General features: G+C 60.0%; 24 protein-coding genes and 3 pseudogenes. 12 read left to right on the plus strand and 15 right to left on the minus strand.

Features of this window, described 5'->3' with window-relative positions:
• Positions 1-94: 94 nt before the first annotated feature.
• The 3 genes from ACVMB1_RS26910 to ACVMB1_RS26920 all read left to right on the plus strand — a co-directional run bounded on the left by ACVMB1_RS26910 (position 95) and on the right by ACVMB1_RS26920 (position 1,859).
• Positions 95-343: a DUF6894 family protein gene (locus ACVMB1_RS26910; RefSeq protein ID WP_028344455.1), complete on the plus strand. Its 249-nt coding sequence runs from the start codon at positions 95-97 to the stop codon at positions 341-343.
• Between the two features lie 502 nt (positions 344-845).
• Entirely contained in the window at positions 846-1,592 is a 747-nt protein-coding gene (locus ACVMB1_RS26915; protein WP_076829467.1) for a Crp/Fnr family transcriptional regulator, read from the plus strand.
• Positions 1,593-1,679: 87 nt separating this feature from the next.
• Positions 1,680-1,859, plus strand: coding sequence for a hypothetical protein (locus ACVMB1_RS26920; RefSeq protein WP_076829470.1), 180 nt, complete (start codon positions 1,680-1,682; stop codon positions 1,857-1,859).
• Between the two features lie 723 nt (positions 1,860-2,582).
• On the opposite strand, the gene ACVMB1_RS26925 is transcribed toward ACVMB1_RS26920, so the two are convergent.
• The 6 genes from ACVMB1_RS26925 to ACVMB1_RS26950 form a co-directional block, all read right to left on the minus strand.
• Positions 2,583-2,759, minus strand: a complete 177-nt coding sequence (locus ACVMB1_RS26925) for a hypothetical protein (protein WP_158074210.1) — start codon at positions 2,757-2,759, stop codon at positions 2,583-2,585.
• On the minus strand, positions 2,756-2,995 hold the full coding sequence (locus tag ACVMB1_RS26930) for a hypothetical protein (protein ID WP_158074211.1): 240 nt from the start codon (positions 2,993-2,995) through the stop codon (positions 2,756-2,758). Before ACVMB1_RS26930 ends, ACVMB1_RS26925 begins: the two co-directional genes overlap by 4 nt.
• Before the next feature lie 68 nt (positions 2,996-3,063).
• Positions 3,064-3,387, minus strand: coding sequence for a hypothetical protein (locus ACVMB1_RS26935; RefSeq protein ID WP_076829473.1), 324 nt, complete (start codon positions 3,385-3,387; stop codon positions 3,064-3,066).
• 260 nt (positions 3,388-3,647) lie between these two features.
• Positions 3,648-4,424 carry an IS21-like element helper ATPase IstB gene (istB, locus tag ACVMB1_RS26940; RefSeq protein WP_253609770.1) on the minus strand — a complete coding sequence of 259 codons (777 nt, stop codon included), beginning with the start codon at positions 4,422-4,424 and terminating at the stop codon, positions 3,648-3,650.
• Between the two features lie 17 nt (positions 4,425-4,441).
• Complete coding sequence (gene istA / locus ACVMB1_RS26945) at positions 4,442-5,992, minus strand: IS21 family transposase (RefSeq protein ID WP_253603713.1); 1,551 nt, start codon at positions 5,990-5,992, stop codon at positions 4,442-4,444.
• A 278-nt stretch (positions 5,993-6,270) separates the two neighbouring features.
• Positions 6,271-6,693, minus strand: a complete 423-nt coding sequence (locus ACVMB1_RS26950; RefSeq protein ID WP_244558888.1) for a hypothetical protein — start codon at positions 6,691-6,693, stop codon at positions 6,271-6,273.
• Between the two features lie 430 nt (positions 6,694-7,123).
• On the opposite strand from ACVMB1_RS26950, the pseudogene ACVMB1_RS26955 reads away from it, so the two are divergent.
• Together ACVMB1_RS26955 and ACVMB1_RS26960 are read left to right on the plus strand one after the other, a co-directional pair.
• Positions 7,124-7,406: pseudogene (locus ACVMB1_RS26955) on the plus strand (type II toxin-antitoxin system RelE/ParE family toxin).
• Between the two features lie 19 nt (positions 7,407-7,425).
• Positions 7,426-7,728 carry a HigA family addiction module antitoxin gene (locus tag ACVMB1_RS26960; protein WP_076829481.1) on the plus strand — a complete coding sequence of 101 codons (303 nt, stop codon included), beginning with the start codon at positions 7,426-7,428 and terminating at the stop codon, positions 7,726-7,728.
• Positions 7,729-8,020: 292 nt separating this feature from the next.
• Here the strand turns inward: ACVMB1_RS26960 and ACVMB1_RS26965 are convergent, their stop codons facing one another.
• The 5 genes from ACVMB1_RS26965 to ACVMB1_RS26985 form a co-directional block, all read right to left on the minus strand.
• Positions 8,021-9,175 (minus strand): reverse transcriptase domain-containing protein, encoded by a 1,155-nt coding sequence (locus ACVMB1_RS26965; protein ID WP_456849369.1) that lies wholly within the window; start codon positions 9,173-9,175, stop codon positions 8,021-8,023.
• A 1,985-nt stretch (positions 9,176-11,160) separates the two neighbouring features.
• On the minus strand, positions 11,161-12,825 hold the full coding sequence (gene tnpC, locus ACVMB1_RS26970) for an IS66 family transposase (RefSeq protein WP_076825946.1): 1,665 nt from the start codon (positions 12,823-12,825) through the stop codon (positions 11,161-11,163).
• Between the two features lie 47 nt (positions 12,826-12,872).
• A complete protein-coding gene (gene tnpB, locus ACVMB1_RS26975; protein WP_057016787.1) occupies positions 12,873-13,220 on the minus strand; it encodes an IS66 family insertion sequence element accessory protein TnpB in 348 nt (115 codons plus the stop codon).
• Positions 13,217-13,615 (minus strand): IS66-like element accessory protein TnpA, encoded by a 399-nt coding sequence (gene tnpA / locus ACVMB1_RS26980; protein ID WP_057016786.1) that lies wholly within the window; start codon positions 13,613-13,615, stop codon positions 13,217-13,219. The genes tnpB and tnpA overlap by 4 nt, the downstream gene beginning before the upstream one ends.
• Positions 13,616-13,695: 80 nt before the next feature.
• A complete protein-coding gene (locus tag ACVMB1_RS26985) occupies positions 13,696-14,400 on the minus strand; it encodes a DnaB-like helicase C-terminal domain-containing protein (protein WP_083714969.1) in 705 nt (234 codons plus the stop codon).
• A gap of 1,313 nt (positions 14,401-15,713) precedes the next feature.
• Here ACVMB1_RS26985 and ACVMB1_RS26990 point away from each other — a divergent pair.
• On the plus strand, positions 15,714-16,325 hold the full coding sequence (locus ACVMB1_RS26990) for a MarC family protein (RefSeq protein WP_443090105.1): 612 nt from the start codon (positions 15,714-15,716) through the stop codon (positions 16,323-16,325).
• Between the two features lie 270 nt (positions 16,326-16,595).
• On the opposite strand, the gene ACVMB1_RS26995 is transcribed toward ACVMB1_RS26990, so the two are convergent.
• The gene (locus ACVMB1_RS26995) at positions 16,596-16,766 is read right to left on the minus strand and encodes a hypothetical protein (protein ID WP_158074180.1); all 171 of its coding nucleotides are present in this window, start codon (positions 16,764-16,766) and stop codon (positions 16,596-16,598) included.
• 23 nt (positions 16,767-16,789) lie between these two features.
• On the opposite strand from ACVMB1_RS26995, the gene ACVMB1_RS27000 reads away from it, so the two are divergent.
• From ACVMB1_RS27000 to ACVMB1_RS27010, 3 genes are all read left to right on the plus strand, one after another.
• The gene (locus ACVMB1_RS27000) at positions 16,790-17,239 is read left to right on the plus strand and encodes an Hsp20 family protein (protein ID WP_076826824.1); all 450 of its coding nucleotides are present in this window, start codon (positions 16,790-16,792) and stop codon (positions 17,237-17,239) included.
• A gap of 84 nt (positions 17,240-17,323) precedes the next feature.
• Positions 17,324-17,821, plus strand: coding sequence for an Hsp20/alpha crystallin family protein (locus ACVMB1_RS27005; protein ID WP_244558767.1), 498 nt, complete (start codon positions 17,324-17,326; stop codon positions 17,819-17,821).
• A 19-nt stretch (positions 17,822-17,840) separates the two neighbouring features.
• Positions 17,841-18,449 (plus strand): hypothetical protein, encoded by a 609-nt coding sequence (locus tag ACVMB1_RS27010; RefSeq protein ID WP_076826821.1) that lies wholly within the window; start codon positions 17,841-17,843, stop codon positions 18,447-18,449.
• Between the two features lie 408 nt (positions 18,450-18,857).
• On the opposite strand, the pseudogene ACVMB1_RS27015 reads toward ACVMB1_RS27010, so the two are convergent.
• Positions 18,858-19,039 (minus strand): annotated as a pseudogene (locus ACVMB1_RS27015) (epoxide hydrolase); the annotation flags it as partial.
• Between the two features lie 840 nt (positions 19,040-19,879).
• Positions 19,880-20,125, minus strand: coding sequence for a hypothetical protein (locus ACVMB1_RS27020; protein ID WP_456849371.1), 246 nt, complete (start codon positions 20,123-20,125; stop codon positions 19,880-19,882).
• A 377-nt stretch (positions 20,126-20,502) separates the two neighbouring features.
• Between ACVMB1_RS27020 and istA (ACVMB1_RS27025) the strand changes: the two genes are divergently transcribed.
• A complete protein-coding gene (gene istA / locus ACVMB1_RS27025) occupies positions 20,503-21,351 on the plus strand; it encodes an IS21 family transposase (RefSeq protein WP_244558766.1) in 849 nt (282 codons plus the stop codon).
• Here the strand turns inward: istA (ACVMB1_RS27025) and ACVMB1_RS27030 are convergent.
• A complete protein-coding gene (locus ACVMB1_RS27030; RefSeq protein WP_076826819.1) occupies positions 21,299-23,509 on the minus strand; it encodes an ATP-binding protein in 2,211 nt (736 codons plus the stop codon). The two genes, istA (ACVMB1_RS27025) and ACVMB1_RS27030, sit on opposite strands and share 53 nt — an antisense overlap.
• A gap of 317 nt (positions 23,510-23,826) precedes the next feature.
• Here ACVMB1_RS27030 and ACVMB1_RS27035 point away from each other — a divergent pair.
• Together ACVMB1_RS27035 and ACVMB1_RS27040 are read left to right on the plus strand one after the other, a co-directional pair.
• A pseudogene (locus ACVMB1_RS27035) lies at positions 23,827-24,454 on the plus strand (PHP domain-containing protein); the annotation flags it as partial.
• 769 nt (positions 24,455-25,223) lie between these two features.
• Positions 25,224-25,661: a hypothetical protein gene (locus ACVMB1_RS27040; protein WP_076826817.1), complete on the plus strand. Its 438-nt coding sequence runs from the start codon at positions 25,224-25,226 to the stop codon at positions 25,659-25,661.
• Positions 25,662-26,337: the final 676 nt, after the last annotated feature.

Consider the following 26,337-nt stretch of genomic DNA (forward strand, 5'->3'; position numbering starts at 1 on the left):
CCAAACAGGCCGCCCGCATTTCAAAAAGCGGGGCCACTAGGAACGCGCCTCCGAATTTCGCTTTGAAATGTTAGGAAATGAATGGGCGCGCTCAATGCCTCGGTATTACTTCGATTTAAAGGATGGCAACGGAACAACCCCTGACGAGGAAGGCCTCGATCTTCGGGATCTGGACGCGGCACAGGACGAGGCTGCGCGATCTTTAGGCGGCATGGCCCGTGATGCCGTAGCGACCCTCAGCGGTAGCGGCGCTGAGCAAATGGAGATCGAGGTCCGGGACGACGCCGGCCCCGTTATGACGGTCCGCTTTTCCTTCGCGATCAGCCGCAACAAAGTGAGCTAACCTCAAACTGCAAAAACGGCCCAGCGCCCGGGAAGAGCACTGAGGCCGAGGGGGCGTCCCACTCCTCATCAAAGCGAGACTAGAACCGCGCCTGTGGCCCCCTGTTCCAAAAAAAAGGCCCCAGCGAGGGGACTGGCTGGGGCCTAGACTGATTGCCGAACCGCTGTCCGCCAGGATGCAGCGGTCGTCATTTTAGGGCTGTAAAAATAGGAAATGAAAATCACCTGCCCCATGCCATCGAGGATCTTGGCAAAGTAGCGTTCCCGAAATAACCGAAGTGAATCTTGCGCCCGGCGGAGCGCACTTTCTGCATCAATTTGTTACAGCGAGATTTCCTACCTTTCTCGCAGGGGCGAACACGCATCTGATGGTTCAGTCAAGCGCGGGAACTTAGTTCCCTTTCCCGCGTTGCTTGAGCATCATCGGCCAAGGCCTTTTCTGTGGGCGCTGGTGACTGAGAGACACTCTCGTGCTCCCGCCAGCGAAGGGGAGGGAGTGTCTGATGCCGCATGTCAAGCTAATCGCGCGTTTGCTGTCCGTCGTTGAGCTGTCCGAGCAAGACAAGGTTCGGCTCCAGCAGATGCCTCACATCATCAAAACATCTAGAGACGGCGACCGCGTCGCACAGCAAGGCGACGTGCCCGTGCATTGTGCCGTCGTGATGACTGGAATGCTGTCGCGTCGAAGGGTTGTTTCCGAACGCAATCAAATATCGTCCATCTACGTACCGGGGGACGTACCTGATCTCCATACGCTGCATCTGCCCGTTTTGGATCACGATCTCTGCAGCGAGGGGACCTCGACTGTGGCCTTCATATCCCATTCGCATCTCCGGCGGATGTTGAAGGAATCTCCGGGGCTGACAAACGCATTTTGGCGAGAGACCCTTATCCATGCAGCGATCTACCGAGAATGGGTCGAAAACCTGGGCTCAAGGGCGGCGCTGCCAAGAGTCGCGCATCTGTTCTGCGAGCTTGCCACCCGTTTTGAGATGGTGGGTTTGCTCGACAACGACACTTTCCGTCTTCCTTTAACGCAGCAAGACCTTGCGGATGCCTGTGGCCTCTCAACCGTCCATGTCAATCGCACAGTTCAGGAACTGAGAAAGATGGGATTGCTCGATTGGCGCGGACAAATCGCCTACGTGCTTCGGCGCGAGGAGCTCGAAACGGTGGCCGAGTTCAGCGCCGATTATCTCCATGCGCTAAAAGTCCCAAGTCCGGGCGCGATCATATTGGCAGCCGAGTGAACCGGCCTAGGCAGCGCCGGCCCGAACCATATCAGGCAGGGGAAGATCAAGAACCGGACGCACCCGGCAATGTCGCAGGAGTCGTGAGTGACCAAAGACGCATTTGATCAATGGTGGGAGTGGGCCACGAAGCCACGTAATTCAAACTTGGAGATCAACGTTAGCATCTGGCGCCCTGTCTCGATGCTCTCCCCCGAAGATCGGCTCGACCGCCACAAAGTTAATGAAGCTGTGGCGAGGCACAAAGAAGAGCCCGACGCCGATTAGGCGCCAGCTTATGTTCACTATTGAGCAAAATCGCTCCAGCGCCGTTGATGAGTTATCACCGGCCAAGGCTCTGCCCGTAGGCGTCGGTGGCTGAGAGACCGAGAGCGCTCCCGCCTGCAAAGCCAAGGAGCACAGCCATGCCAATCCAACCTGTTCATCGGGTTCACGATGAAGACGCCCAAATATCCAAGCAGACCGCATTCGTCCGCGAACTCATTGCAAAGGCGGCTGAACTATTAAAAACCACCTCCGCCTGACACCTTCCTCGGCCGCAAAACGCACGATCCTTTCCCGCAAGAGGAGAGCCAGCACGGGAACCCGCAATCCTAACCTGCGTTTTCCCGGCAGTGTTTTGGCGGAGAGCCCGATGGCGTCGCCAATACCGCCTACAGACAAAAAGTATCTGTGCCCGATTTGTCGCGAGCTGGCGTTGATCCTTTCGGCAGCAACGCTTGCCTTCGCGTCCCGGACGATATCCGATCTCAGCTGCCCTAATGGGCACAGCATCAGAATCACACCCGGGGGCAAGGTCGTAACTTCCTCAACATCTCGGCGTGAACGAAAGGGCGCTGGGAAAGTCTAGGGAGGGAAACAGGCGTGAAGGCATCAGGCCGAGTACCGCCTGTCCAGAAGATCAGGCGGATTCGTTCGCCACTCGCGCCACTCCTGAACGCGATGGCGATGGTGAGAACCGAGAGAACGATCATGAAGGCTGGAACTCCATCACATCCTGGCTTTGATGAAGTCGGCGAGATGGTTAGCGGCTCGCGCCAATGAAGCGGATGCTTCCTTCAGTTCATCCTGAGCCTTCTTCAACCGCTCTTCCTGCTGGGTGAAATCTTTGTCCCCGCGCCCGTCGCCGGCGAAGATGCGTCGAAACTGATTGATGATCTGGTTCATCGCTTTGCCCGTATCTCTGAGGTCAGGGCTTCCAACGCGGTACGCGTGCTGTGAATGGCTTCGGCGAGGCGATCGGCAGCCAACACGCGCTTGTCATAGCTTTCGGTCAGCTGGTTTTCGAGCAGCTGGATTCGGATATCCTTCTTCGCTTCGCGTTGCTCGGACTTGTAAAGCGAGTACACAAGAATGACGCAGATCAGGCCCGCAGGGCCGAGTTTCAATAGCTCCTGGGCCAAGTCCACTTCGCATTGCCCTACCGCTTAAGTCGCGCGACATTTTCGCCGCCAGCTTTGGCGATGAACAGCTAGCCAAAGATGGCTCCCATCCATTGATCCAGTGGGGAGGGAAGCGCCGCAATCGTCCACGACTGTGGAAAGGCGCATGCCTTGCACCAAAGGACTGAATAGACGCATACAGCAGCAAACCAGAAGCCTGCTGGCACGATGAACAGTAGTGGCAACCACCATCCGCGACCGGTTAAAATAGCGACTTGAGACGAGAGGTAGGACTTCGCGAGATCGGCCTTGACCTGCTCTCGGGTCGTCTCATTGTTAATCGCGTTGTCCACGGTACTGAAGATGCGGTCAAGCGGCCCCTTCAAGAACCATCCAATGACGGTCTCCAACATCGATCAGGCCTTCCCAACCGATCGAAGCCGAGCCGCGATAGTGATGGCTGAGATCCCCATCAACACGTAAGCGAGGTACTGCGGGTTGTCCTCCAGCGCCTCCATCACTTGGGCCTTCAGATCAGGATCGCCAAGCGCTGCGGCAATTGGATGCGTATTTCGCAAAAACGGGACAGCGGTTTCGCTAACTGACGGACAGCAGTTTCGCTAAATCGCGGACAGCGTGGCGGCGCTGGCTTTTGGTTGCCTGGTTGTTGAAGTCAGTTGATATTCGTTTCGCTGTTTTCGACGTCGGTCAAGGGGCGCGCGGCTTTTTTCCTTCGCATGCTGTCGCCTTCGAGGGCGATACGGTGGGAGTTGTGGATGATCCGGTCGAGGATAGCATCTGCGATGGTTGGCTCGCCGATCATGTCGTGCCATTGGGCAACGGGCAGCTGAGCGGTAATCAAGGTCGATTTGCGCCTGTAGCGCTCTTCGAAGATTTCGAGGAGATCAAGGCGCTGCTGGTCATTGAGGGTGTGGGTGCCCCAATCGTCGAGGATGAGCAACTGGACACGTGCAAGCTTATCGATGAGGCGCGGGAAGCGACCATCGAGACGGGCCATGGCGAGGTCTTCGAACAAGCGCGGCATACGCAAATAAAGGACGGAATGATCGAGCCTGGCCGCCTGGCGTCCGAAGGCACATGCCAACCAGGTTTTGCCAGTCCCGGTCAGGCCGGTGATGATGAAGTTCTCATGGGCTTTCAGCCAGGCGCCTTGCGCCAGCTGCAGGGTGTTGCGCCGGTCAAGGCCGCGGCGGGAAGCGAAGTCGACGTCTTCGATACAGGCGTCGACGAAGCGCAGCTTGGCTGCGGCCAGCCGATTGGTCAGGCGCCGGTCGGCACGCATGGCGGCTTCGCGATCGAGCATCAGGCCGAGCCACTCATCCCGGCTGAGATCGGCGGCATTGTCCTGTTCGGCTAGTTGCCGGTAAGCGGCCGCCATTCCGGCAAGGCCGAGCGCCTGCATCTGCTCGAGGGTCGGGTGGGTCAGCATCGCGATGTTCCTTTCCTTCATTGATAATAGCCCCCACCACGGATGTTGGCGTGCGAGGGGGTGGCTTTGACGGGTGCGGCAGCAGGGCTCGCGCGGTCGAGCCCGGATTTGAGGATCGCGCTCACCGAGGAGTAGCTGATCGCGTTGATGACGAGTGCCCGCTCGCAGGCCGCTTCGAGCCGATCGCGCTCGTAGCGCCGTGCCAGGGCGATGATCCCCATGGCGGAGCGATAACCCTGCTCGGGATGCGGGCGCTCACGCATCATCCGCTCGACCAGAGTGGCGGTGTTGACGCCGATCCGCGCTGCCATCTTGATCAAGCTCGCCGGCGTCATATTGGCATAACGCTGATGGGCCTTGGGCATGTGCTCGTTCACGGTGACATGGCCGCCGCGCTGAGAGCGGCGCACATGGCTGGCGACACGCGTGTGATCCTGGAAGATCTCGACGGCTCGATAGGTGAGCCGGACGTCCACCCGACGGCCGATCAGCCGGTGCGGCACCGAGTAAAAGGTCTTGTCGACTTCGACGTGATAATCGGGGTGGACCTTCGCCGTTTTCCACTCGGCGTATTCGAACGGCTCGCCCGGCAGCGGCGTCAACGCAGCGCGCTCGATCTCCTCGAACAGCTGCCGGCGGGATTTGCCGATATGGCGCATCGGCCGATGGTTCAGCTCCTCCAGCAGACCGCCGATCGCAGTATTGAGATCGGTCAGGTTGAAGAACCGCCGATGGCGCAGCCGTGCCAGAATCCAGCGCTCAACAATCAGCACCGCGCCTTCAACCTTGCCCTTGTCGCGCGGCTTGCGGCTGCGGGTCGGCAAAATCGTCGTGTCGTAGTGCTCGGCCATGGCGGCAAAGGTTTGGTTGAGCGTCGGCTCGAACCACAACGCCTTGACGACCCCGGCCTTCAGATTGTCGCAGACGATCGCCTTGGGAACTCCGCCGAAGTACGACAAGGCTCGGGTCTGGCCTTCGATCCAATCTGGTAGTCGCTGACCGAAGCTCCCCATAGCGAAGGTCAGCGACGAGGCCCCGAGCACCGCGACAAATATCTGCGCCTGACGGATCTCGCCGGTTTGCGGATCGATCACCTCCACCGTCGGACCGGCATAGTCGGTCTGCATCACTGCACCCGCCGCGTGGCGATGACGGAAGGTCGGGTTCGCCCGGCGCCGATAGGCGTCAAACTTCTCGCAGAACCACGTGTAACCATAGCCGTCGGGATGCGCCGTCCGGTATTCCTGCCACAGCAGCGTCAGCGTCACGCCCTTGCGCTTGAGCTCCTGCGCCACCCGTGGCCACTCAGGCTCGCTCAAGTCCTGCGGGGGGCGCCCGACCCGCCGGAACAAGGCTCGCTGCAAGGCCGCCTCGCTCTCGTAAATCGGCGGCAGCGGCCAGCTCAAACCCGCTTCACGCGCTCGCAGCAGGTAGGTGGCAACCGAACTCTTGCTGATCTGCAGCCGTTCCGAGATCTCCCGAACCGACAGGTCCTGCTCGTACGTCAGCCTCAGGATCGATCGTAGGTCCTTCACAGTGGTTCGTTTCGCTTGCTTCCGTCTCGGCATTGCCCCTCTCAAACTCAGCTTGAGAGAGAACATTGCCTGAACGGCGCTCCCGAAAACCAACCTCCCGCAACTGTCCGCGATTTAGCGGAATCCCTGTCCCGGAATTACTGAAATCGCTGTCCGCGAATTACCGAAATTGCTGTCCGGAAATTGCCGAAACACGCAATTGGATCAAGCCACTGAAATACGGTCCCGATGCCGGTCAGGAACAAGCCCCATAGCACCGCGACCGAACGCCCCGTGAGCGCCCATCCGGCTGTGGCTCCGCGCTTACAAGTCTACTGCCTAGACCTTGCCCCAGAACGTGTTGGCTTCAGCGTAGAAGCTCTTGAGCGCCGGGATCGCATGGAGCACCGGGCCAGGAACATGAAATAGACTTGGAAGCACCAGATCGCCATCGCATCGTCGACACCGATATCCCACGCCGTGTTCACGGGCAGATCGCGATTCACCGCGACATCGAGGATCCGGCCGCCCTGCTCTGCCTCTCGGAGCTGCTTGCCCCAATAGGAGCCCGAGAACCGCAGCCTCGAAGGACAGAAATATTCCTGCTCGATCAGCGCATCGCCGGCCTCGTCGCTGTAGATACCGTGATACTCCCTGCGCTGGATCTCAACGGCTTCACGCGAGATCGTGCCCGTGTTGTCGACAGTCAGAACCTGCGCGAACCAGTCAGAGCTCTCGCGCGCCACGTCCAGCATCGACTTGGCGTGGTTGGATCGGGGCGAGATACGCATACGCTGCTGGGTTCGCAAGCGCCCATTCGGAGAATGTCACACCGGCTGGAGGAGACCCGACGTCGAGTTATAGCTATCCGAGCCGACGACCTGCCAGGTCGCCCCGTTCTTGAACCGAATGAAAAGATCGCTTTGCGCCCCTGCGGGCCGCTCGAATGCCGACGAGGCCGCCCAGTGCAGGCAAACGTCATCCTTGCCGGCTCGACGACGCCAAATCCCGATCGCGCGCCGACACCCGGCCTCAAGCGCACTCCAGAGCGGCGTAGTAATCCCGCGGCTCCCACCTATTCGGTAGGAGGATTTCCGCCATCGGAAAACTTGCGGATCTACAGAACGTATCATATTATGATACAAACCTCTTGCGAGACGTATCACCGCATGATACACTCCGATCATGATCAAGAGCTTCAAGGACGAGTTGACCGAAGCAGCCTTCAACGGCAAAGCCAAGAAAGGCTTTCCGCGCCGATCTGCTCAAGGTAGCTCGCCGTAAGCTCCAGTATCTGAACGCAGCTGTGAACCTAGACGACCTTTTGGCCCCTCCCGGCAATCACCTTGAAGCCCTGAAAGGCGACCGCAAGGGGCAATATTCCATCCGCGTGAACAATAAGTTCCGCATTTGCTTCACATGGACCGCTGAAGGTCCAATGGAGGTCGAGTTCGTTGACTACCACTAGCCAGACCAAGGAGGGTCATATGGCAAAGAAACTGCCCCCAATGCACCCCGGTGAGGTGCTACGCGAGGAATTTCTCATCCCGCTCGACATTTCGGCCGGTGCGCTCGCCAAGGTTTGCGGCGTTCCCCGTACCAGGATTGAGCGTATTGCGAACGAGGAGACCTCGATTACCGCGGACACTGCTCTTCGCCTGTCCAAGGCGCTGAAAACCTCTGCTCAGCTTTGGCTGAACCTGCAGAATGCCTATGACGTGCAGATAGCCGAACAAGAACTTGGCAGCGACCTGGAAAAGATCAAACCGATCGACGCGAAAGCTGCGTGAAATCGGGATAGGGGGGAGCCTCGCAGCCCCTCCCACCGGGTCACCGGAGGCGGTCGCCCGCCCCCGGTTCCCACAGAACGTGGCGTGCGGATTTCCCGCACCGACGCTCTTCGACAGTTGGTTCACAGCACTGCAAGCGCTTGCAGCTCCCGATAAGGGAGGCGCAGCTTAGGCTTCAGCAACGGTGTCCGTTCTTTGATTTGGTTGAAGGCGTCCCAAGTGAGGCGTCGGCCTGCCCAGCTGCGGCTGCGCAGCATTCCGCGCCAGTAACGCTCCACGGCCCGATAGACTTTTACGAGGCTCCGGAGATTTCCGGCGACGCCGTAATAGCCATAGTGGCCGCGCAGGACGAGGTTGATTTCATCGGCCTGGTCACTGATTTGTAATGCCGTATTTGCCGCATCAGCTCCTGCAGAGACATAAGGCTGCGCTTTAGCCGAGATTTCTCGGTGCGCATCCCAACCTTGAAGTTGCCTTTTTGGTTTCGCGTGCAATAGAGCGTCAGCCCCAGAAAGTAGATTGTTTCCGGGCGGTTTCTGCCGCGTTTGCCCGCATGTCTTTGCGCGAACCGACCAAATTCGACCAACTTGGTCTTGGTCGGCTCTAGAGTGAGGCCGAACTTCCCCAACCGAAGACGGTAGGCCTCCTGTACGCGGGTGGCGTCCGATCGATATTGGAAGCAGATCACAAAGTCGTCGATATAGCGCACCAGTCGGGCTTCGCCCCGCAACCGACCCTTCACCACGCGTTCGAACCAGAGGTCGAGAACGTAATGAAGGTAGAGGTTGCTCAAAAGCACACTGATCGATCCGCCTTGTGGCGTTCCTTGTTCGCTCGGGTGCACCGCTCCGTCTTCCAGGATGCCCGCTTTCAACCAGCGCCGGATCAAGCTGATCAGGCGCGGATCACCGACTCGATGTTCGACAAACCGGAGGACCCGATCATGATCGAGACTCCCGAAGAAGTTCTTCAAATCCGCCTCCAACACCCAGCTGATCATGCCGCCGGCGATCACCTCATTGAGGGTCGCCAAGGCATGATGGGCGCTGAGCTTCGGCCTGCCGCCGAACGAGCAGGGTAAGAAGTCCTGCTCGTAAATAGCGGCCAGCACCTCAGCCGTGCTGCGCTGGAGCGCCCGGTCGGCGACAGTTGGAACCCCGAGGGGACGCTTCTCCGTCTTACCGGGCTTGGGGATATAGACCCGCCGAATGTTCGGCGCCCGATATCCCTGGCGATGGATGGATTGGAGCATTGGCCCTATCCAGTCCTCGAAGCTCTCCTTCGCCGCCTCCACCGTCTGTCCGTCCACCCCGGCGGCGGAGCGCTTCGGAATCTGTAATAGATTCTTTTGCACTCGGTCGCGCGTGATGTGATGGGCCAACGAGGTGAAGCGAAGATTTGTCTCGCGCCGAGCTTTCACTGCTATTTGTTCAAGTTTCGTTTCCATGGTCAGCTGATCTTCTCTTTGCATAGAAGGCCGTAACTCCCGTTGAATGGAGCCCATGTCGCCCAAGAACAATTCAACTACCGCTGACCGCTTCCCCATGTGGCCGGCTCTCCCGTCCTCGGAGTACTATCGGTCAGTCTGACTTCCACCCGGTCGTCAGACCCTTCTCACCTCAGCGGCTTGGCAGGTCTTACAAGCTTGCGCTTGAACCGGATGGATCTCCCTTGTTCACGCTGCTTCCTTTGATTGCATGCTGGCGGTACGAACCCCGGGAGCACCTCTGACCGCTCGCGTTGTCGCGGCCTGCGGTTCCGCCTTCCCCTTTGAGAGACAGGGTCGGCTACTCCGATCACGTTCGATTTCGGGGCTATTTTCCCGTTCACTTCATTCCGGCCTACAACCTCCCTGTCTACGCTTCGCAACGGCCGTTACCGGACGCCACGCAAGACTCGGTTCGCGGCTGCTCGCTAGGCTTTGCCGCGGCCGTCATCTCAGACGGCAGACTTCAACGCGCTTGCAAGGCGCAACTCCCACACCACCGTACATACGGGTCCGTATACGGCGGTTCGCTGGATTAAGCGGCAAGAGTTGTTCTGTTGCCGCCGTAGTTTGGGTGTCAGCAATCGTCGCGCCAGCTTCGACTCCTCTGATCAGCGTCAGTCAGGGTTTCACCCCTTCCCGCCGTTCCGAGGCCAGTTGCCCGGAATTCAGTCGCATGGCCGATGCGATATCGCTGCATCTACTCGTCACTTCCAGCGTTCAGGCCTTCGGCGAAACTCGTTCCGCCTACTATGCCCTCTGCTGACTTCTGCACTGCGGTCAAGTCGCCTTACGACGACCTCAGTCTCGTTGCCGAGACGCAGCGCAGATCTCCCGAGGTAAGATCGACCGCCTTCGCCGCACGCCCGCCGGATTTACCACCCCGGCCCTTGATGACCGTGGACTTCGCGATCACGTGCTCGCTCGTCCGGCCGGGTAGGCCTCGTTATCCGGTTTTTGTCCATCGGGCCGCGGCTTTGCTCCACGCTTCCTTCAGACCCCACCTCGCGATGACGCCCTTGCGCTTCGCTAATCCTTCACCGTCATCAGGCTGGATAGAGGACTTCCACCTCCAAGCTGCCGGTCATGCTCGGCACACACGAGAGACGCCCGGACGGGAGCGGCCGGGCGCATCTATTCACTCAAGCTGATTTGCGGGCGAATATTGGCTACGAGTGCAAAAGTCAATCCACTGGGGATCTCGCTCCGCAAGGCCGGCTGTCTACCGGAAGTACGTCATGCCGCCAACGACGATCGACAGGACAAAAACCAAAGTGGCAGCTCCAATAATCCACGGCATGTCACGGCGTTCCCTGGGGGTCATGTTACTTCCTCATGTGTACGTCCTCGAGCGCCTTAGGCGGCTGTAGCCCTGGCGATGTCAGCCACTCGTTGATATGGGCTGCCGTCTCGGCCTGACGCGCTCGGCGAAGATATAGCTCGCGCTGAGTGCCCGGCGGGAGCTGCGCAGCAGCGACCCTGAAGCGAGCGGCCTCCTCGGCCAATCTATCTTCGAATGTCTTGGTATGTTTCGTTCGATTGCGACGCTTGATGACCACAGCGCACTCCTTTCCGTTGCAAGAAGGCGGGAGCGCGGTGACGGCGATCTCATCACCGATAGATACCCAAAGCCGTGCGGTGATGAGGAATAAATACTAGGGGCAGCGGCGGGCTTCTATATCCCACGTTACTCGCTTAAATAATTGTTTTCATTCAAAAATACTCAAACGGTTCAAAATACTCATTCGTCTCCTAATGACACTTTCGCTATGCATTTGTCACGCTGCCTGATCTCGCCATCTCCTCAGAAGATAATCATGCCAAAGCATCGTCGCGCCGGGATGTATCCTGAACGCAGCGAGATCAACCGTACGCACACGACGAGGGCCGCCCGATTGACGCATGCGCGCGGGTCTCGAGAGCGCTATGATGGCGTTGGGTGAAGATCAGGCGGCCCGCTGATCGGAGGGCTCTGCAGCCTGGCGCAGAAGCTTCCATTCCCAGGGCAGCAGTTCGTGCAGACGCGAAGTGGGAAGATCGGCGATACGGGTGAGGACGTCGGCAAGCCAGGCCTTTGGATCGACGTCATTGAGACGACACGTCGTGATCATCGTCAGCATGATGGCGGCACGGTTGGCCCCACGCTGGCTGCCGGCGAAGGTCCAGTTGCGCCGTCCCAAGGCGATGCCTCTCAATGCGCGTTCAGCGCAATTGTTGGTCAAGCAGATCCTGCCGTCGTCGAGGAAGCGGGCGAAGCCCTCCCAGCGCCTGAGCATGTAGTTGATCGGCTTCAGGACCTCGGACGAGCGCGAGAGGGTTTCGCGCTCGCGCAGCAGCCAGGCGTGCATGTCGTCGAGAAGCGGCTTGCTCTGTTCCTGGCGGACGGCGCGCCGGTCGTCAGCGTCACAGCCGTTGATGGCGCGCTCGATCTCGAACAACGCGTCCAGCCGCTTGACCGCCTCCAGTGCGATCGGGGAGACCGGTTTACCCTTCTTGCCCTCCCGAGCATTTTTCTCGATGTCAGCCAGCTCGAAGAAGCCTCGCCGGGCATGGGCAAAGCAATACGCCGGCGTAATTGGTAGTGTCTTCTTCTGCGGATCGAACAGCGGCTCGAAGCCGTTGTAGCAATCGGCTTGCAGGATGCCGGCGAAGGCGGCCAGATGCTTCTGGGGATGCTCGCCTCGTCGGTCACCCGAGGCGTAATAGACCGCCGCAGGCGGCGCAGGCCCGGCAAAGGGCCGATCATCCCGTACATACGTCCAGATCCGTCCGGTCGTGCACTTGCCCTTCGCCAGGATCCGGATGGTAGTGTCATCGCCATGAAGGCGCTCGGCAGCGAGCACATGGCGTTCGATCAGGTGGAAGAGCGGCATGACCGCGAAGGTCCCGTGGCCGACCTGGTCCGCCAGCGTCGACAACGACAGGTCGATCCTCTCGCTCTTGAAGCGCGCGCTTTGGCGGTTGAGCGGGATATGCATGCCGAACTTGTCGAACAGGATGGTCGCCAGCAATTGTGGACCGATGAAGCCGCGCGGCGTGGCATGGAACGGCGCAGGCGCCTGACTGATCGTCTCGCAATCGCGGCAGGTGAACTTCTCGCGTACCGTCTCTATGACCTTGAAGCGGCGCGGGATCTCCTCCAGCGTCTTGGTCACATCCTCGCCGACCTTCGCCAGCCGTGATCCACCGCAGCAGGCGCAGGTCGTTGGAGCTTCAACGACGACGCGCTCGTGTTCGATATCGTCTGGCCAAGGCTTGCGCACCGGCCGCTTACGCGTGAAGGGACGGACGTTCTGCGTCTTCGCCGCCGCCGCCTGAGCGGTAAGCTCATCCTCGCTCGCCGTGGTTACGAGTTCCTCGAGCTCCAACTCCAACTGCTCGAGCAGCCGTGCCGAGCGCTCGGATCGCTGCCCGTGCAGTTCGCGCTTGAGCTTCTCGATCCGCAGCTCAAGATGTGCGATCAGCGCTTCGTTGTCCGACAGCTCCGCCCGCGCACTGGCGGCATCCGCGACGGCGACATCGCGCTCAGCCTGCAACATCTCTCGCTCGGCCAGCAGCGCAAGGTAGGCGCTCGCGAGGTCAGAAGGAAGATCGTCCGGCTTCGATGTCATGAAGCCATTGAATCAGATCGAGCAGCAGATTCAAATCGTAAAAGCGGCTATCCGACCCGCGTCGGCCGATGGGTTTCTTGAGGGTTACGCCAATCGATTCCGGACAACAGGTAGCTCATCTGAGCCGGCGAGATCGTCACAGCTTCACCCGCAACCGATGGCCAGACGAACTTTCCTCTCTCGAGTCTCTTGGTGAACAGGCATGCTCCCTGGCCATCGTGCCAGATCACCTTCACAAGATCGCTTCGGCGACCGCGGAAGACGAACAGATGACCGCTGAGCGGGTCCTTGCGCAGCACCTCCTGCACCTGGAGTGCCAACGACGGAAAGCCTCGGCGCATGTCCGTGTAGCCTGTCGCGAGCCACACTCGCGCGCCCGTGGGAACTGGGATCATCGGCGGACCAAAGCATCGAGAACACGACGTAGCGCGTCTCCATCAACGTCGCCATCGACCCGGATGCGGTGCCCGGTACCAAGATCAATCTCGATGATGCCGTGGCTCTTGCGTCGACGCGTCGTCGTCGTCAACGGCGCTTCGGCCACCTCCCGCGGTGGCGCGGACGACCCAATCTCAACCGGAACAAACGGCGCTATGCTCGCTTCGCCGTGCCTGCAAAGCTCCTTGCGCCACCTGAACAGCTGGCTCACATGAAGCCCGGCCACGCGAGCCACCTCGGAAACATTGGCGCCGGGCTCCAGCGACGCTGCAACAAGCCGTTCCTTCTCATCTTGCGACCAGCGGCGCCGCCGCTCGACCGACGTGATCACCTCCGCCCTCGAAATCGTCATAGCGCTTCTCCTAGGATTACCCCTAGGACCTGCAGCGATCGCGTTCGTCAAACAAGGCGGCCCTCAACGGAGGGATACGATCAACCGCCCGCTCCATCGTCGCGCCCGGCGCCTCGTACCACCCACCTGCCCGCTTGATCGGCATCATGTCGCATTGCACCGGCTTGGAGATGTTGGTCGCGATCGCGCGGTTCGGCACCCAGAGGGCAGCGCACCGCCAGCTTGGTCGGCGACGATGCCTGCAGCCGCGTGATCGTCGCGACCAAGTCGAGCGCATAGCTGTGCTGCGGGGTCACAGAATACCCTGACGAGTCAGTGGGCCCGCTTCGCTGCTTCGTAACGATGATCTCGAGGCGGTTGTGGCAGCTTTCGATCTTCGTCTGCCACTCCATGTGCTCGGGTGTGCCCGGCTTCGGCTCGAGCTTGGACGGGTAATATTCCTCCCTGAAGAGAAACAGCACCGTGTCGGCGTCCGCCTCAATGTCGCCGCTCTCACGCAGATCGGAAAGCTGTGGCCGCTTGTCATCTCGTTTCTCGACTTCTCGATTGAGCTGCGCGAGCAGGATGACGACGATATTCAGCTCCTTGGCCAGCGACTTCAGACCACCGCAGATTTCGCCGATCTCATAGTGACGCTGGCCACGATATTGGGATGACGCTTTCAGGTACTTCAGATAGTCGATGACGATGAAGCCCAGCCGGCGCCCTTCCCGCTGCGCCCGCTCGGCGAGACTTCTGGTTCTGGCGCTCACCTCGCCAACGGAAAGCGAGGATGTATCGTCGATGTAGAGCGGGAGTGAGCCTCACAAACAAAAAGCGCCCTGGTCGCGAGCACCGGACGCTCCTGTTTGGCTGCCAAAACCTTGCGGACGTCAGCTCTAGTCTCCTATCCCGTCGAGTATCCCCAGCTCACGCCCCTCTTTTGGAGTACAATACATGCTTCTAGATCTTCCAGCACGTGACCAAAAACCACGGCTTGTCTCGCCTCGTGACGCGCCTGAAGGCACAATCAATCGACGTCCACGAGGGACGCCTAAAAGGCATGTGAGGTTGAGGTTAGTGTGCCACACCCATCATGCGCCGGACGACTTGCCGACGATTTCGTTTCCGGCGATCTCAAACGGTTTGGAATCGAACGCCGCTTAGAGTCGAGAGCGATCCAGCGCTCGCGACTTTCGTCATAGATGCATCGTCATCAAATGGACATGGACCGTCATAGGCGCTCCGTGGAGAAGGTCCTACTCGCTAATCTCACGATGCCGAGCAAAAGATGCTCGGCGTACTCGTATGGCACGGGCGCGACGGCCGTGCCATTGCGATCGATGACTTGGCAACCGACACAAGGAGGCCAGCAACCGGGATGTTCCAGGATCCCCCTTGTCCCATGGACCCGGTCGGCTCGATCAAGCTTCCAGCGACAACCGTGCTGACCGAATTCTGAGCGGCTCTACGATCACAAGCCTTCCGGGCTGCGACCATGGCCAAGAACCCTTGAAATGGCCGAATCTGCTCCCATCGTCTGTTGTGAGCAAGCTTCAGCTTACCGAAAGGTCCTCGGAGACAATTTGACCATGGACTCGAAACGGGGATCCAGCTTTGCAGGGGCTGCGGATCTTGTGGCGCACGCCGACACGGCGCGTCGACACCTTGCTGAATTGAGCGCAGCCTGTGCGAACGGCGACAAGAGTGCGGCCCGCCGGGCATTGCGCCAGGCAATCAGTGAGCTCGAGCTCGCTCGCGCGATGTTGCGAATTGGAAATGACTGAATTGGAGGCGTCGGGCACCTAACTGCGGGGCTCACGGCACAGCTTCACGATTTACTTACCGAGGCCCTTGAAGGCATCAAGTCGGGCGGTTTAATTCACAGATACATGGTCTGGGCCGGTCGTAGCGAGGCGCCACGCATTATCGTGTGTAAATCCGCCGACATTCCAGATGACGTTTTGCGTCGTACAATTTTGCGTCGTACAATAGTGAGTTCACTGGCTGGCCTCGCAGCTGAGTCACAAATTACCATCGAAAAGGATTGAGGGCGGCGGCGTTCAGCTGTCCAAGGTGGGCTGCGACTATGCTTTGGAATCAGTTCGTCGGAATCACGATGCTGCTCTATGCGCTGACGAATCCGGTCGGAGCCATTCCAGTCTTTCTTGCGATCACGCGGCAGGCGCGAAGCGCAAATATCCATCGTATCATCGTCTTGGCATGCACGGCGGTTGCGGTTTTCTTTGTGGGGGCCGCGGTCCTCGGCAAGCAGATCCTCGGCTTCTTCAATGTCGGCCTCGATGACTTTCGTATCGCGGGCGGGTTGCTCGCACTGGTCATCGCGCTCGAGATGTTTCAGGCACAGTATGGGAAATTCTTGCAATCCACCGGAGTTGACAGCAGCGAGGTAGATATCCATGGAATGGCGATAACACCGTTTGCATTCCCTTTGCTCGTCGGACCAGCCGAAGTCGGCATCATGATCACCCTTTCCAATGATAATCCTGGCTGGCTTTCGAAGGCGCTGCTTGCTGCGGCGTCAATCATCGCAACATTCCTGATCGGATTGACACTCTGGACGGCGGCGGCGATTGAGCGGTTCCTGGGAAAAACCGGGGATCAACGTTATGACCCGCACCATGGCGCTCATTGTAGCGGCGATAGGCGTGAACTTCATTATGACTGGCCTGCGGAGCGAATTGCCCGAATTGGCCGGCTGAAATTCTGACAGGTCAGTTGCAAGCTAGGCTTCCGCGCCGGCTGCGCAACGGATCTCACATGACGCGTGCCTTCGTGGCGAGCCTTTGCACGGCAGCCGGCCCCAGAGCAAATGGAAATACCGCAATGGGACTGGCACGCCCGGGGACAAAGTGCAAACTCTCCGATCCCGCGCGAGGTTCAGCATTGAGCGGTCTCCCGACCCGGCGCAGATGGCCGGCGTGCCCTCGCGAGCCAACTGCCCGAACTCGGTTCCGGTGCGCGGGCCGGAATAACCCGACTAAAACCAAGCCAAAAAATTTTTGCGAACGCTCTTGAAACTGATCGCCGTTTTTCTAATTGGATTTTTGCCGCTTACGGGCGGTGCCGGGCGCCAGGTTGGGCTCGGCAAAGCAACCAGGGCGCCGGACAGGTGTCTTGCACCGATCGTCTTGCGCTCCTTCGTATCCATCTTGCTCTCTGGAGGACTTGGCTATGAGGACATACGATTTCGCTCCCCTGTGGCGTTCGAGTATTGGATTCGACCGCCTCATCGATCTTCTCGACGAAACCCAGCAACGGTCCGAAGACAACTACCCGCCCTACAATATCGAGCGGCTCGGAGAGGACCGTTACCAGATCTCGGTCGCACTGGCCGGCTTCAACCAGGACGAGATTTCGGTGACGGCTGAGCAGAACGTGCTGACCGTGGAAGGCCGCAAGGGCGACAAGGACCAGCACGAATACCTCTATCAGGGTATCTCGGCGCGTCCGTTCAAGCGACAGTTCAGCCTCGCCGACTACGTGCAGGTCAAGTCGGCAATGGTCGAGAACGGTCTGCTGCAGATCGAGCTCGTGCGCGAAATCCCCGAGGCCATGAAGCCTCGGCGTATTGCCATCGGAAGTGGCGCTCCTGGCGGACAGATCACGCAGAAGGCGGCCTGAGCCCGCTTCCTATTGGGCCAAAACACGCACGGACGGTAACCGTCCGTGCGCTGACCAGCCGCATGTCAAGTTAAGGAGGATATCATGGGTATTCGGGATCTCGTTCCCTGGGGCAAAGGGCAAGAACTCTCAACCGGACGAGAGGCATTCGATCCGTTTCTCACGCTTCACCGCGAGATGAACCGTCTGTTCGATGACGCCTTCCGCGGCTTCGGTTCATTCGGTCGCATCAACGCTCCGTTGATGGAGGGCCAGTTTAGCTGGCCGCGCCTGGAACTGAATGAGACCGATAAGGAGGTTAGGATTTCCGCCGAGCTTCCAGGCCTCAGCGAAAAGGATGTCCAGGTTGAAATCGCCAACGGCATCCTTTCAATCCGGGGTGAAAGGAAAGCAGAACGCAGCGACGATTCCAAGTTCGTCAGCGAGCGATATTACGGCTCTTTCGAGCGCCAGATTCCGCTTGATGGCGTCGAGGAAGATAAGGCGAAGGCCGACTTCAAGAACGGCGTCCTCACCGTGACGCTGCCGAGGTCCGAGCAGTCACGATCGAGCGTCAAGCGTATCGCGATCAACAGCAACTAACGTCAGAGGTCGGCGGTGCATGACCGTCGCCGACCTCCATATCCAAGCCTTTAACAACGCGTCTCTGGACGAGAGGAGAAACAGGAGACACGCCATGAGCCAAGTCAATCGTAATGCCAACCTCAATGAGTCGCTATTTCATTCAGTATCCCACTACAATTCACCCGGCGATGTATTGAATGACGCGCGGCTCTCGACAGACGAGAAGCGCGTCATCCTATCGTCCTGGGCATCGGATATGTACGTCATCGAATCGCAACCGACCCTGCGGGAGATCCCTGGCATTCCACATCGGTTGCGCCTCGCCGATATCCTGGCGGCGCTGAAGCGGCTGGACGACGAGGAGGATCCGCCGCCGCGCGGTGGAATGGCGATGCAACTGCCTCGGTTGAGCAAGCCGGTGCGCGCCGTTTGCGATTCCGAACGACATGCTGCGACGAAGCGGCATCGGCCGTTGAGAGTATCCCGCGCGGATGCTCGGTGGACTCGCGAAGCAAATGTACGGCGGTACCGGCGGCTGTTGGACACTCAACTGACTGACGCAGAACGCAACTTCATCAGGCGGCGTCTTGTCGAGGAATTAAAGGGCTTGATCGCCTCCAGGAGCGAGCGTCGTCACACAAACTGAGCCCCGGGGATCGGGCGGTGTACGATTGCGAAACTGTCGATGAAGGCAGGAAAAGATGGCAGCAGATCCGTTAGCTCAAGCGAAGATGGGTGTGGAGGCCCTTGCACTGTGTATCGCAGGTGTCTTGTGCGAACGTGACCCATCGCTTTTGCCCGTATTCCAAGAAAGTGCGAGGACGCTTCATCGCATTCTCGATGATCGTGGAGATCATGAGGCGGCAGCAATGATCGGCGCGTTTGGTCGAGCACTAATCAAACGTCCTCCAATCCCAAATTGACAATGGTGACCACAGCACTCCCATCGCTCGTGGGCTAAAGCCTACCACTCGAGCTACGCCGAAAACTGGCGCATCGCCTCCAATCTTTCATGGGTGACCTCCGGTGAGCATGTTCGCGCCAGAGTTCTGACCAGCTGTTCATAGGCGCGTCGTTCCTCTGCGGAGAGACTGGACGGCGGTGGGTTGCCGGCCTTGAGGGCCTTGTCGACGTCGGCTGGAACGGTGGCGGGCATGTTGGTGTGGATGGCAAGCATCCCGCAGGTGCCTGTAAGCCCATCTGGTCGACGACAAACGCTCCCCAATCGCCTCCCTGTTCGCCGCAACAGCCCGGGCCCCGATGGCGTGTCTTCCGCGCCCGCGGCCAATTCTACACACAAAACGCGAAAACGGCCCCAGCTTGGGGATCGCTGAGGCTGTCGTTTCGTCTGCTGGGGGCGCGGGTGCCGGTGAGCAAGAGCCACCTCGGTTCAGGCAGAATGCCGGTACATCCGCGGCAGCCTGAATTGCACTCGACGTCGCACATGCCGAGGGCCTCAGGGGGACGCATACAAGCGACCCCGGCGCTGGGGGCACCAGGGTCGCCACTCAACTCCCGGTCGGGGGGGCACCTGATCGCGGGAGCAACGAATTGACTCTTCGCATTCCCACTTGTTCCCGAGGCGTTAGCAAATCAGCAACGTGATCTGCGCAGGCTTCTCTGAGGGACGGGACCGTTGGGGACGCAGCACGGTCACGTTTCGGAGGAGCCGGCGCACCGGCCCTGAGCGTCGGCTCCTCTTTTGGACCTTGTGTGAGTTAGGCAACAGCCGTCACTCCGGGTACCTGCTAAGCAAGTGACGTTGGGAATTTCAGGGCCCTAGCGCTAGGAATGACAGGGCGTCGCCGGGACAAACCATTTCGGGCCCGGCGGCGTAATTTTTGAGATTTGCCGCGCTGACGCATGAGAGGCGTCTCAAGATGTCTGGCGACAAGATTGCTACAAAGACAGTGCTGTTAGCGCTGGCCATAGGCATTGCCATATGGGCAACCATAGGGGCGCCCGAGCCAGGCACAAATTCGCCGATGCACGTCGCCAGCAGGCGATGAGGCTCTGCCTGCCCGTCTGGCGGTTTAGTCTCTTAGGGACATTGGGCGCTGTCGCTTTAGGTCGGCGTCAGTCGAGCGGTAGAGAAAGCGCGGGCAGCGGCCTATTGCCCTGCTCGCAACCTGTTCGCCCCTTGAGCGGCAGAACCGGCGTTGAGGCATCCGCGGCAGTCCGGCCAATGAAATGGATCAGATTAACGCCCGATGACCACTCCACATAACCAACGGCCGAAAAGGTAAGCGCTCCCACGACGAGAATACTGAGCACTGAAGCAGCGGCTGCTGACGCCAAGCTTTGGCTGCTGAAAAACGGCATCACAATTCTCCGACACCGAGTTGCCACCCATCGGTGCATTAGGCCGACTCGCGATGATCGCGTGTGAACGGCCTCACATATCACGCGGACTTGATGCGTCATTGGCCCGTGGCACAGCCCCTGCAGTTTGCTTGGTGCTGGGGATTTCAGCGTCCCAGTTCAGGAAGGAAACGCCGCCGGGCGTGTATTATTGAGACCGGCGGCGTCTTTTTCTTGAGCCAGCGCGAGCTAGCCCGTTTCAGGCCGTCGTCTTCATCTTGCTGCTCGACGTTCGGCCACTCGGGCATTGCGTACCCCGTGTGTCGCGCGCCATGGAAAACTGCCCCCTCGGCGTCACGAGGAATTGCCCCCTCCTTGGATAGCCGAGGAGAGAGGGAATGAACGAGGAACGAATCACGGAAGGCTCGTCGTGGATTGATCCACGGGGGCAGGTGATGAAGACGCCGGATGACGTGGCGGAGATGTTGCGCCTGAGGGCGTGCGGGTGGGGTCTGAAGCGGATTGCGCGGCAGCTGGGCTGCAGCCATCACACGGTGAAGGGCTACGTGGCGGCCGGTGGGCTGAAGCCATTCAAGTCGCCTGATCGCCCGAAACGGCTCGATGGCCTTGAAGGCTGGCTGCGCGAGAGGTTCGTTCGGCATCGCGGCAATGCGGATGTGGTGCGCCAGGACCTGTTGGCCGAGGAAGGCGTGGCAGTCAGCCGGCGAACGCTGCAACGCGCCGTGCAGCCCTATCGCCAGGCGCTGAAGGCCGAAGCGCTGGCGACGACGCGGTTCGAGACGCCGCCGGGCCGGCAGCTGCAGATCGACTTCGGCGAGCGTCTGGTCGAGATCGGCGGGGTGAAGATCAAAGCATTCGTGTTTGTGGCGACGCTCGGGCATTCGCGGCGGCTGCATGTGCGTGCGTTCCGGGCCGAGAAGCAAGAGCACTGGTTCGCCGGGCTCGAGAGCGCATTTACGACCTTCGGTGGCGTGCCGGAGGAAGTGCTGATGGACAATCCACGCGCGCTCGTGGTGCGCCACGACGCGGTGAGCCGGTCGGTCCAGTTTAACGACAAGCTCATCGCGTTCGCGAAGCATTGGGGCTTCCGTCCTCGCGCCTGCGCACCGTATCGGGCGCGCACGAAGGGCAAGACGGAGAAAAGCCAACTCGTTCTGCTGCGCGCCCCATCGCTCAGTTTTCGACTTGATCCATCACGTCGCGTACCTTGGCGGCCAGTTCATTGAAGCTGAAGGGCTTGACGATCAATTGCACGCCCTTATCGAGCCGGCCGTGATGAATGATCGAGTTGCGGGCATATCCGGTAGTGAACAGCACCTTCAAGGAGGGGCGGATGGCTCTGGCTTGAGCGGCGACCTGCGCGCCCGTCATACCTCCCGGAAGGACCACGTCTGTAAACAGGAGATCCACTCGGGGTTGCCGGTCTAGAATCCGCAGAGCCGCCGGCCCATCATGGGCCTCCAGCACGCGATAGCCGAGCTCGCGGAGGCTGTCGACAGAGTAGGCTCTGACGTCGGCGTCATCCTCGACGACGAGAATGGTCTCTTCCTGGGTCGCCTCCGGATTGAGCGTCTCATCAGGTGTGGTGTCATCCGACGAGTCGCCTAACAGGCGAGGCAGGTAAATTTTGACGGTGGTGCCCTGCCCAAGTTCCGAATAAATCTTTACATGACCGCCCGACTGCTTGACGAAGCCATACACTTGGCTCAGCCCAAGTCCCGTGCCTTTGCCGACGGGTTTCGTCGTGAAGAAGGGCTCGAACGCTTGCGCCACGGTCTGCCGGTCCATGCCAACGCCGGTGTCGGTGACCGATATGACGACGTACTGGCCCGCCACCACTTCCCTATGTGCCGCGACATAGGCTTCATCGATGTGGGCGTTACCGGTCTCAAGTGTCAGCCTTCCCCCATTTGGCATGGCATCGCGAGCGTTGACGGCGAGATTGAGGATGGCAGCCTCGAGCTCATTGGGGTCGGCTTCCACGCGCCACAACCCGGCGCCGAGCACGGTCTCCACGGCGATCGTCTCGCCGAGCGTGCGATGGACCATCTCGGAAAGGCCGTTGACCAGAACGTTCACGTCGATCGGCTTGGGATCGAGGGGCTGGCGGCGCGAGAACGCGAGAAGGCGCTGGGTAAGCGAGGCCGCCCGTTGGGCGCCATTCATCGCGTGACGCACGGCGCGCTGCAGATGCGCGGAATCCGAAGGAACATTACGCTGCAACGTGTCGAGATTTCCCATGATCACCTGGAGGAGGTTGTTGAAGTCGTGGGCGACCCCACCCGTCAACTGCCCCACCGCTTCCATCTTTTGGGACTGCCGCAGCGCCTCCTCGTTGCGCTTAAGCTGTTCGGTGCGCTCGATCACCTGCTTTTCCAGCGTGGCATTCAACTCGACGAGCGCCTCCTGGGCACGCTTGCGTTCTGCGATTTCGCGGTGCGACGCCTGCGAAAGACGGACATTGTCGATTGCCACGGCCGCTTCGGCGGCGAGCCCCGAGAGGCCCCGCTCGGAGCGCTCCGAAAAGACGCCAGGCTTGCCGTGGCCAAAGAACAGGCCTCCGATCACATCCCCCGTCCGCGAAATCACGGGAACGGCGAGATAGCTCCGGACGGGCAGATGGCCTTCGGGCATGCCTCGACGCGGCGCATTCTTGCCATAGCGGGGATCCTTGGTGATATCGTCGGAGCGCACGATGCCCTCGCCGTTGAAGGTCGGCGCGAACACTTCGGTATTTCGCGGCATCGGAAACTTCGAAAATGCCTCCAGCGGCGCTCCCGAAAGCGTGTAGAGCATGTAGCTTTCGCCGGCCTCGTTGGTGAGGTTGTAGAAAAACGCCCCAAACTCGGCACCGCTGAGTTCGACGCCCGCATCCGTTACGATTTGCACCAGGCGCTGGAGATCAGTCTCGAGGGCAAGGGCCGATCCGGCACGATTGAGCACTTCGAGCGAATGCCGCTCTTCACGGATCATCTCCTCGGCCTCCCGCTGGATCGTGCGGTCGCGCAGGATCTTGACGAAACCGACGATCTTTCCGCCCTCGCGGATCGGGCTCAGTTCGCCCACCGCCCAGAAACGGCTCCCGTCTTTGCGGAGGCGCCAGCCTTCCTCGCCGCCGCCCCTACCGTGCGCGGTCGCATCTTCCATTTCTTTGCGCAACTGCGCCTGGCCAGCGTCTGCGGCAAAGATCCGGTCCAAGGACTTGCCGAGCATTTCGGGTTCGCTCCAGCCAAGGATCCGGCTCGCGCCGGTATTCCAGCTGGTAACGAGTCCGCGTTCATCGGCGCTGATGATGGCCGTATCAGTCGCGCCATTGACGATCTGACGCCACTGGGCCGCGCTGATTTCATCGGGCGCGCTTGTGAGGTCGTCAGCTTCGATCATCGATGCTCCCTGACAAAAGTGCGGATGCCACATCCCGGAAGGAGGCAGGCCGGCGTCAGTAGCTCGACTTTCTTGACGGCCCCCAGAGGCTGTAGAAGTACACTTGGCCAACGCAGGGTCCCAGCGGTGAGTTCCCTTTCGAGCGGGTACGGTGGGGGCACGAAATTTCGTTCAGAACGTCAACACAATGCGGAACAAAGAACCGCATCACGGCCCTTCCCTAGCCATCTTTTCAGGTTCCATGACGGAAGGCCGCAGGAATTGTCCGACCTCGGTGATGGACGCCGTCCGCCTGAGCTGGCGTTCGGCTGATGCTCAATTCCACGTGCGGCCACTATGCTGGCGGTCTTTCTGTCGAGGAGATCGCGCAGCAGCACAGGGAAGCCGACCGGCTGAACAAGCGATTCGGCAAGGATTTCCGGATCCTCAAAGGAATCGAGTCCGACATTCTTGCCGACGGGTCGCTCGACAATGCCGACGACGTGCTGGAGCGATTCGACTTCGTGGTCGCGAGCATTCGCGGCCGGTTCAAATTGAACCGACAAGGCCCAGACGCAGCGCATGCTCCGGGCCATCTCGCATCCTCAAACCACTATCATCGGCCACATGACCGGACGGCAAATCCAGCGGCGGCCAGGCTACCAAATCGACGTTGAGAAAGTGTTGCAGGCATGTGTGAAGCATGACGTGGCCGTCGAGACCAACGCCCACCCATGGCGGCTTGACCTAGACTGGCGTTGGCATGAGGCGGCGCTCGAGTTCGGCTGCATGATGAGCATCAATCCGGACGCGCACTCGGCGCCTGAACTCAATCACATGCATTGGGGTGTAGAGATGGCGCGCAAAGGCGGTGTGCCGCCGGACAGGGTCCTGAACGCGATGACGCTTCGCGAGATCACGCGCTACCTCGGCCAGAGGCGGCGCTCGCTCTTCCGCGTCGCCTAATGCCATTGGCACAAGACCACTCGCTCGAAGGAACGGTGGTGGCGGTCGCGGCTGACCGCGGGCACCACTTCAGCAAACCGACGCAGGACTGCATAGTCCTGGTGGAAGGTCACGGCGTCGAAGGCGACGCCCACGCCGGCGTTCGTCCGGCACCGCTATCTCTCCCGCCGCCAGCCCCGCCTACCCAATCTCCGACAGGTCCATCTGATCCAATCCGAAATCTTCGCATCCCTTCTCGAAGCTGGCTTCGACGTCGGCGCGGGCGATCTCGCCGAGAACATATTGCCGGCCTGGACCTTGAGCGAATGCCGCTCGGGTCCCTCATCAAGCTCGGACCCACGGCGATCATAGAGCTGACTGGCCTCCAGACGCCGTGCGTCCTCATGGACCGCTTCCGAGCCGGCCTTAAGCGGCACATGCTCTCGTCGGCGGAAACTGACCCTCCGTTCAAATCCGGGGTGCTTGGCGTGGTGCGGGCCGGCGGGACGGTCGCGCCTGGCGATACCGCGCCGGTTCGGTCAGCGCTCAGCTGCCCTGAAAACTTGTTCGGCGTGCCTTTCTTGCAGCAGCCGATTTTGATCCCGTGCGCCATCTGTTTCTCTCTTCTTTGGAACGTCTTCTGGCGTGCTCATTTGAAAACGCGCGGTAAACCCTCCGCGGCTGTGCCGCGGGCGCATCTATTCACTCAAGCTGATTTGCGAGCAAATATCGGCTGCGTCGAAAGTCAGTTCGTGGTCTGGACCTGTGGAGAAGGATAAGGGTGTAACAAATGAGCGTCATCGGTCCAGCCATTGCGATCGTTATCGGCCTAGCCACTGTGATGGTCGTTTACCTGCTGGCGAGGAAAACCCGGCGTGAGCGCGATAGCCAAAGACAACATATCGCCGATGAACGTCACGAGAACGCTAGCCCGCAAAGCGCTCTCTCCGCAATCGGCGACCGCGAACGCGATGAGGAGGCTCGATCTCGTACAGCGGTCGGGAGCCGATACAGCCACCTTGAAGATGATCCGACCTATGCGACGAGCGTGGAATTGGGGAAGATTTTGATGGACCTGAGCGAGTTAGAGACGGATCTCGCCCTGGCTAAGCAAAGCAAGGACACGGATTTAGCTCTCAAAATCCGGCTCGAGATGAATGACTTGGAAAGTCGCGCTTCCGAGCTAGAGAGCCAACTCGTGAATGGTCCCGATACTCGCCCGGGCTAACCGACCGGCCGCTACCGGAAGTACGTCATGCCGCCGGCAACGATCGACAAGACAAAAGCCAAAGCAGCAGCCCCAATAATCCATGGCATGTCACGGCGTTCATTAGGCGTCATACAGCTTTCTCTCAAATCGCATCGCTTCGCGCAAAGGAAGGCCTCAGCACGAGACGGTTAAGTGCCGAGACCAAGTTTTCTACGTCATCCCTTGTTCAACGCCGATGACGGTCGGCACTGAACAGACGATCAACCGACCGGTTAAGGGATTGTTCCTATTCCCGGCGTTGCCGTTTTAGCTGGTCGTGCCATGCCATGGCTGCCAACGAGCGAATGCGCACCAAGGCCAGTTCGACCGCTGCTGTGGCCGTTTCAGACCCAACCACGAACCATCCCCCTTGCATGGAGGACCAGGTCGCATTGAACCGCCTTGGCAGTCGTCGCTATGCCTCCATCAGGCATCCAGAGAGCGCTCTCGACCGCGGCGGGCACCGAGCGCTGCAGCCTAGCAACGGCTGGCCTCAGACTTCAGCTGAATCCGGATCGGCTTCGTGTAATCGGCAAGGTGATCATCGGCGCTCCTCAACCCGCTTTGTCGCGCCGTCGCGCTGTTGATGCCCGAACAATGCCGGCCAATCCGCAACGGTCCCGGCCTGGGCGATCTCCCGAGCCGTCGGCACGAT

This window comes from Bradyrhizobium sp. USDA 4504, assembly GCF_054063995.1.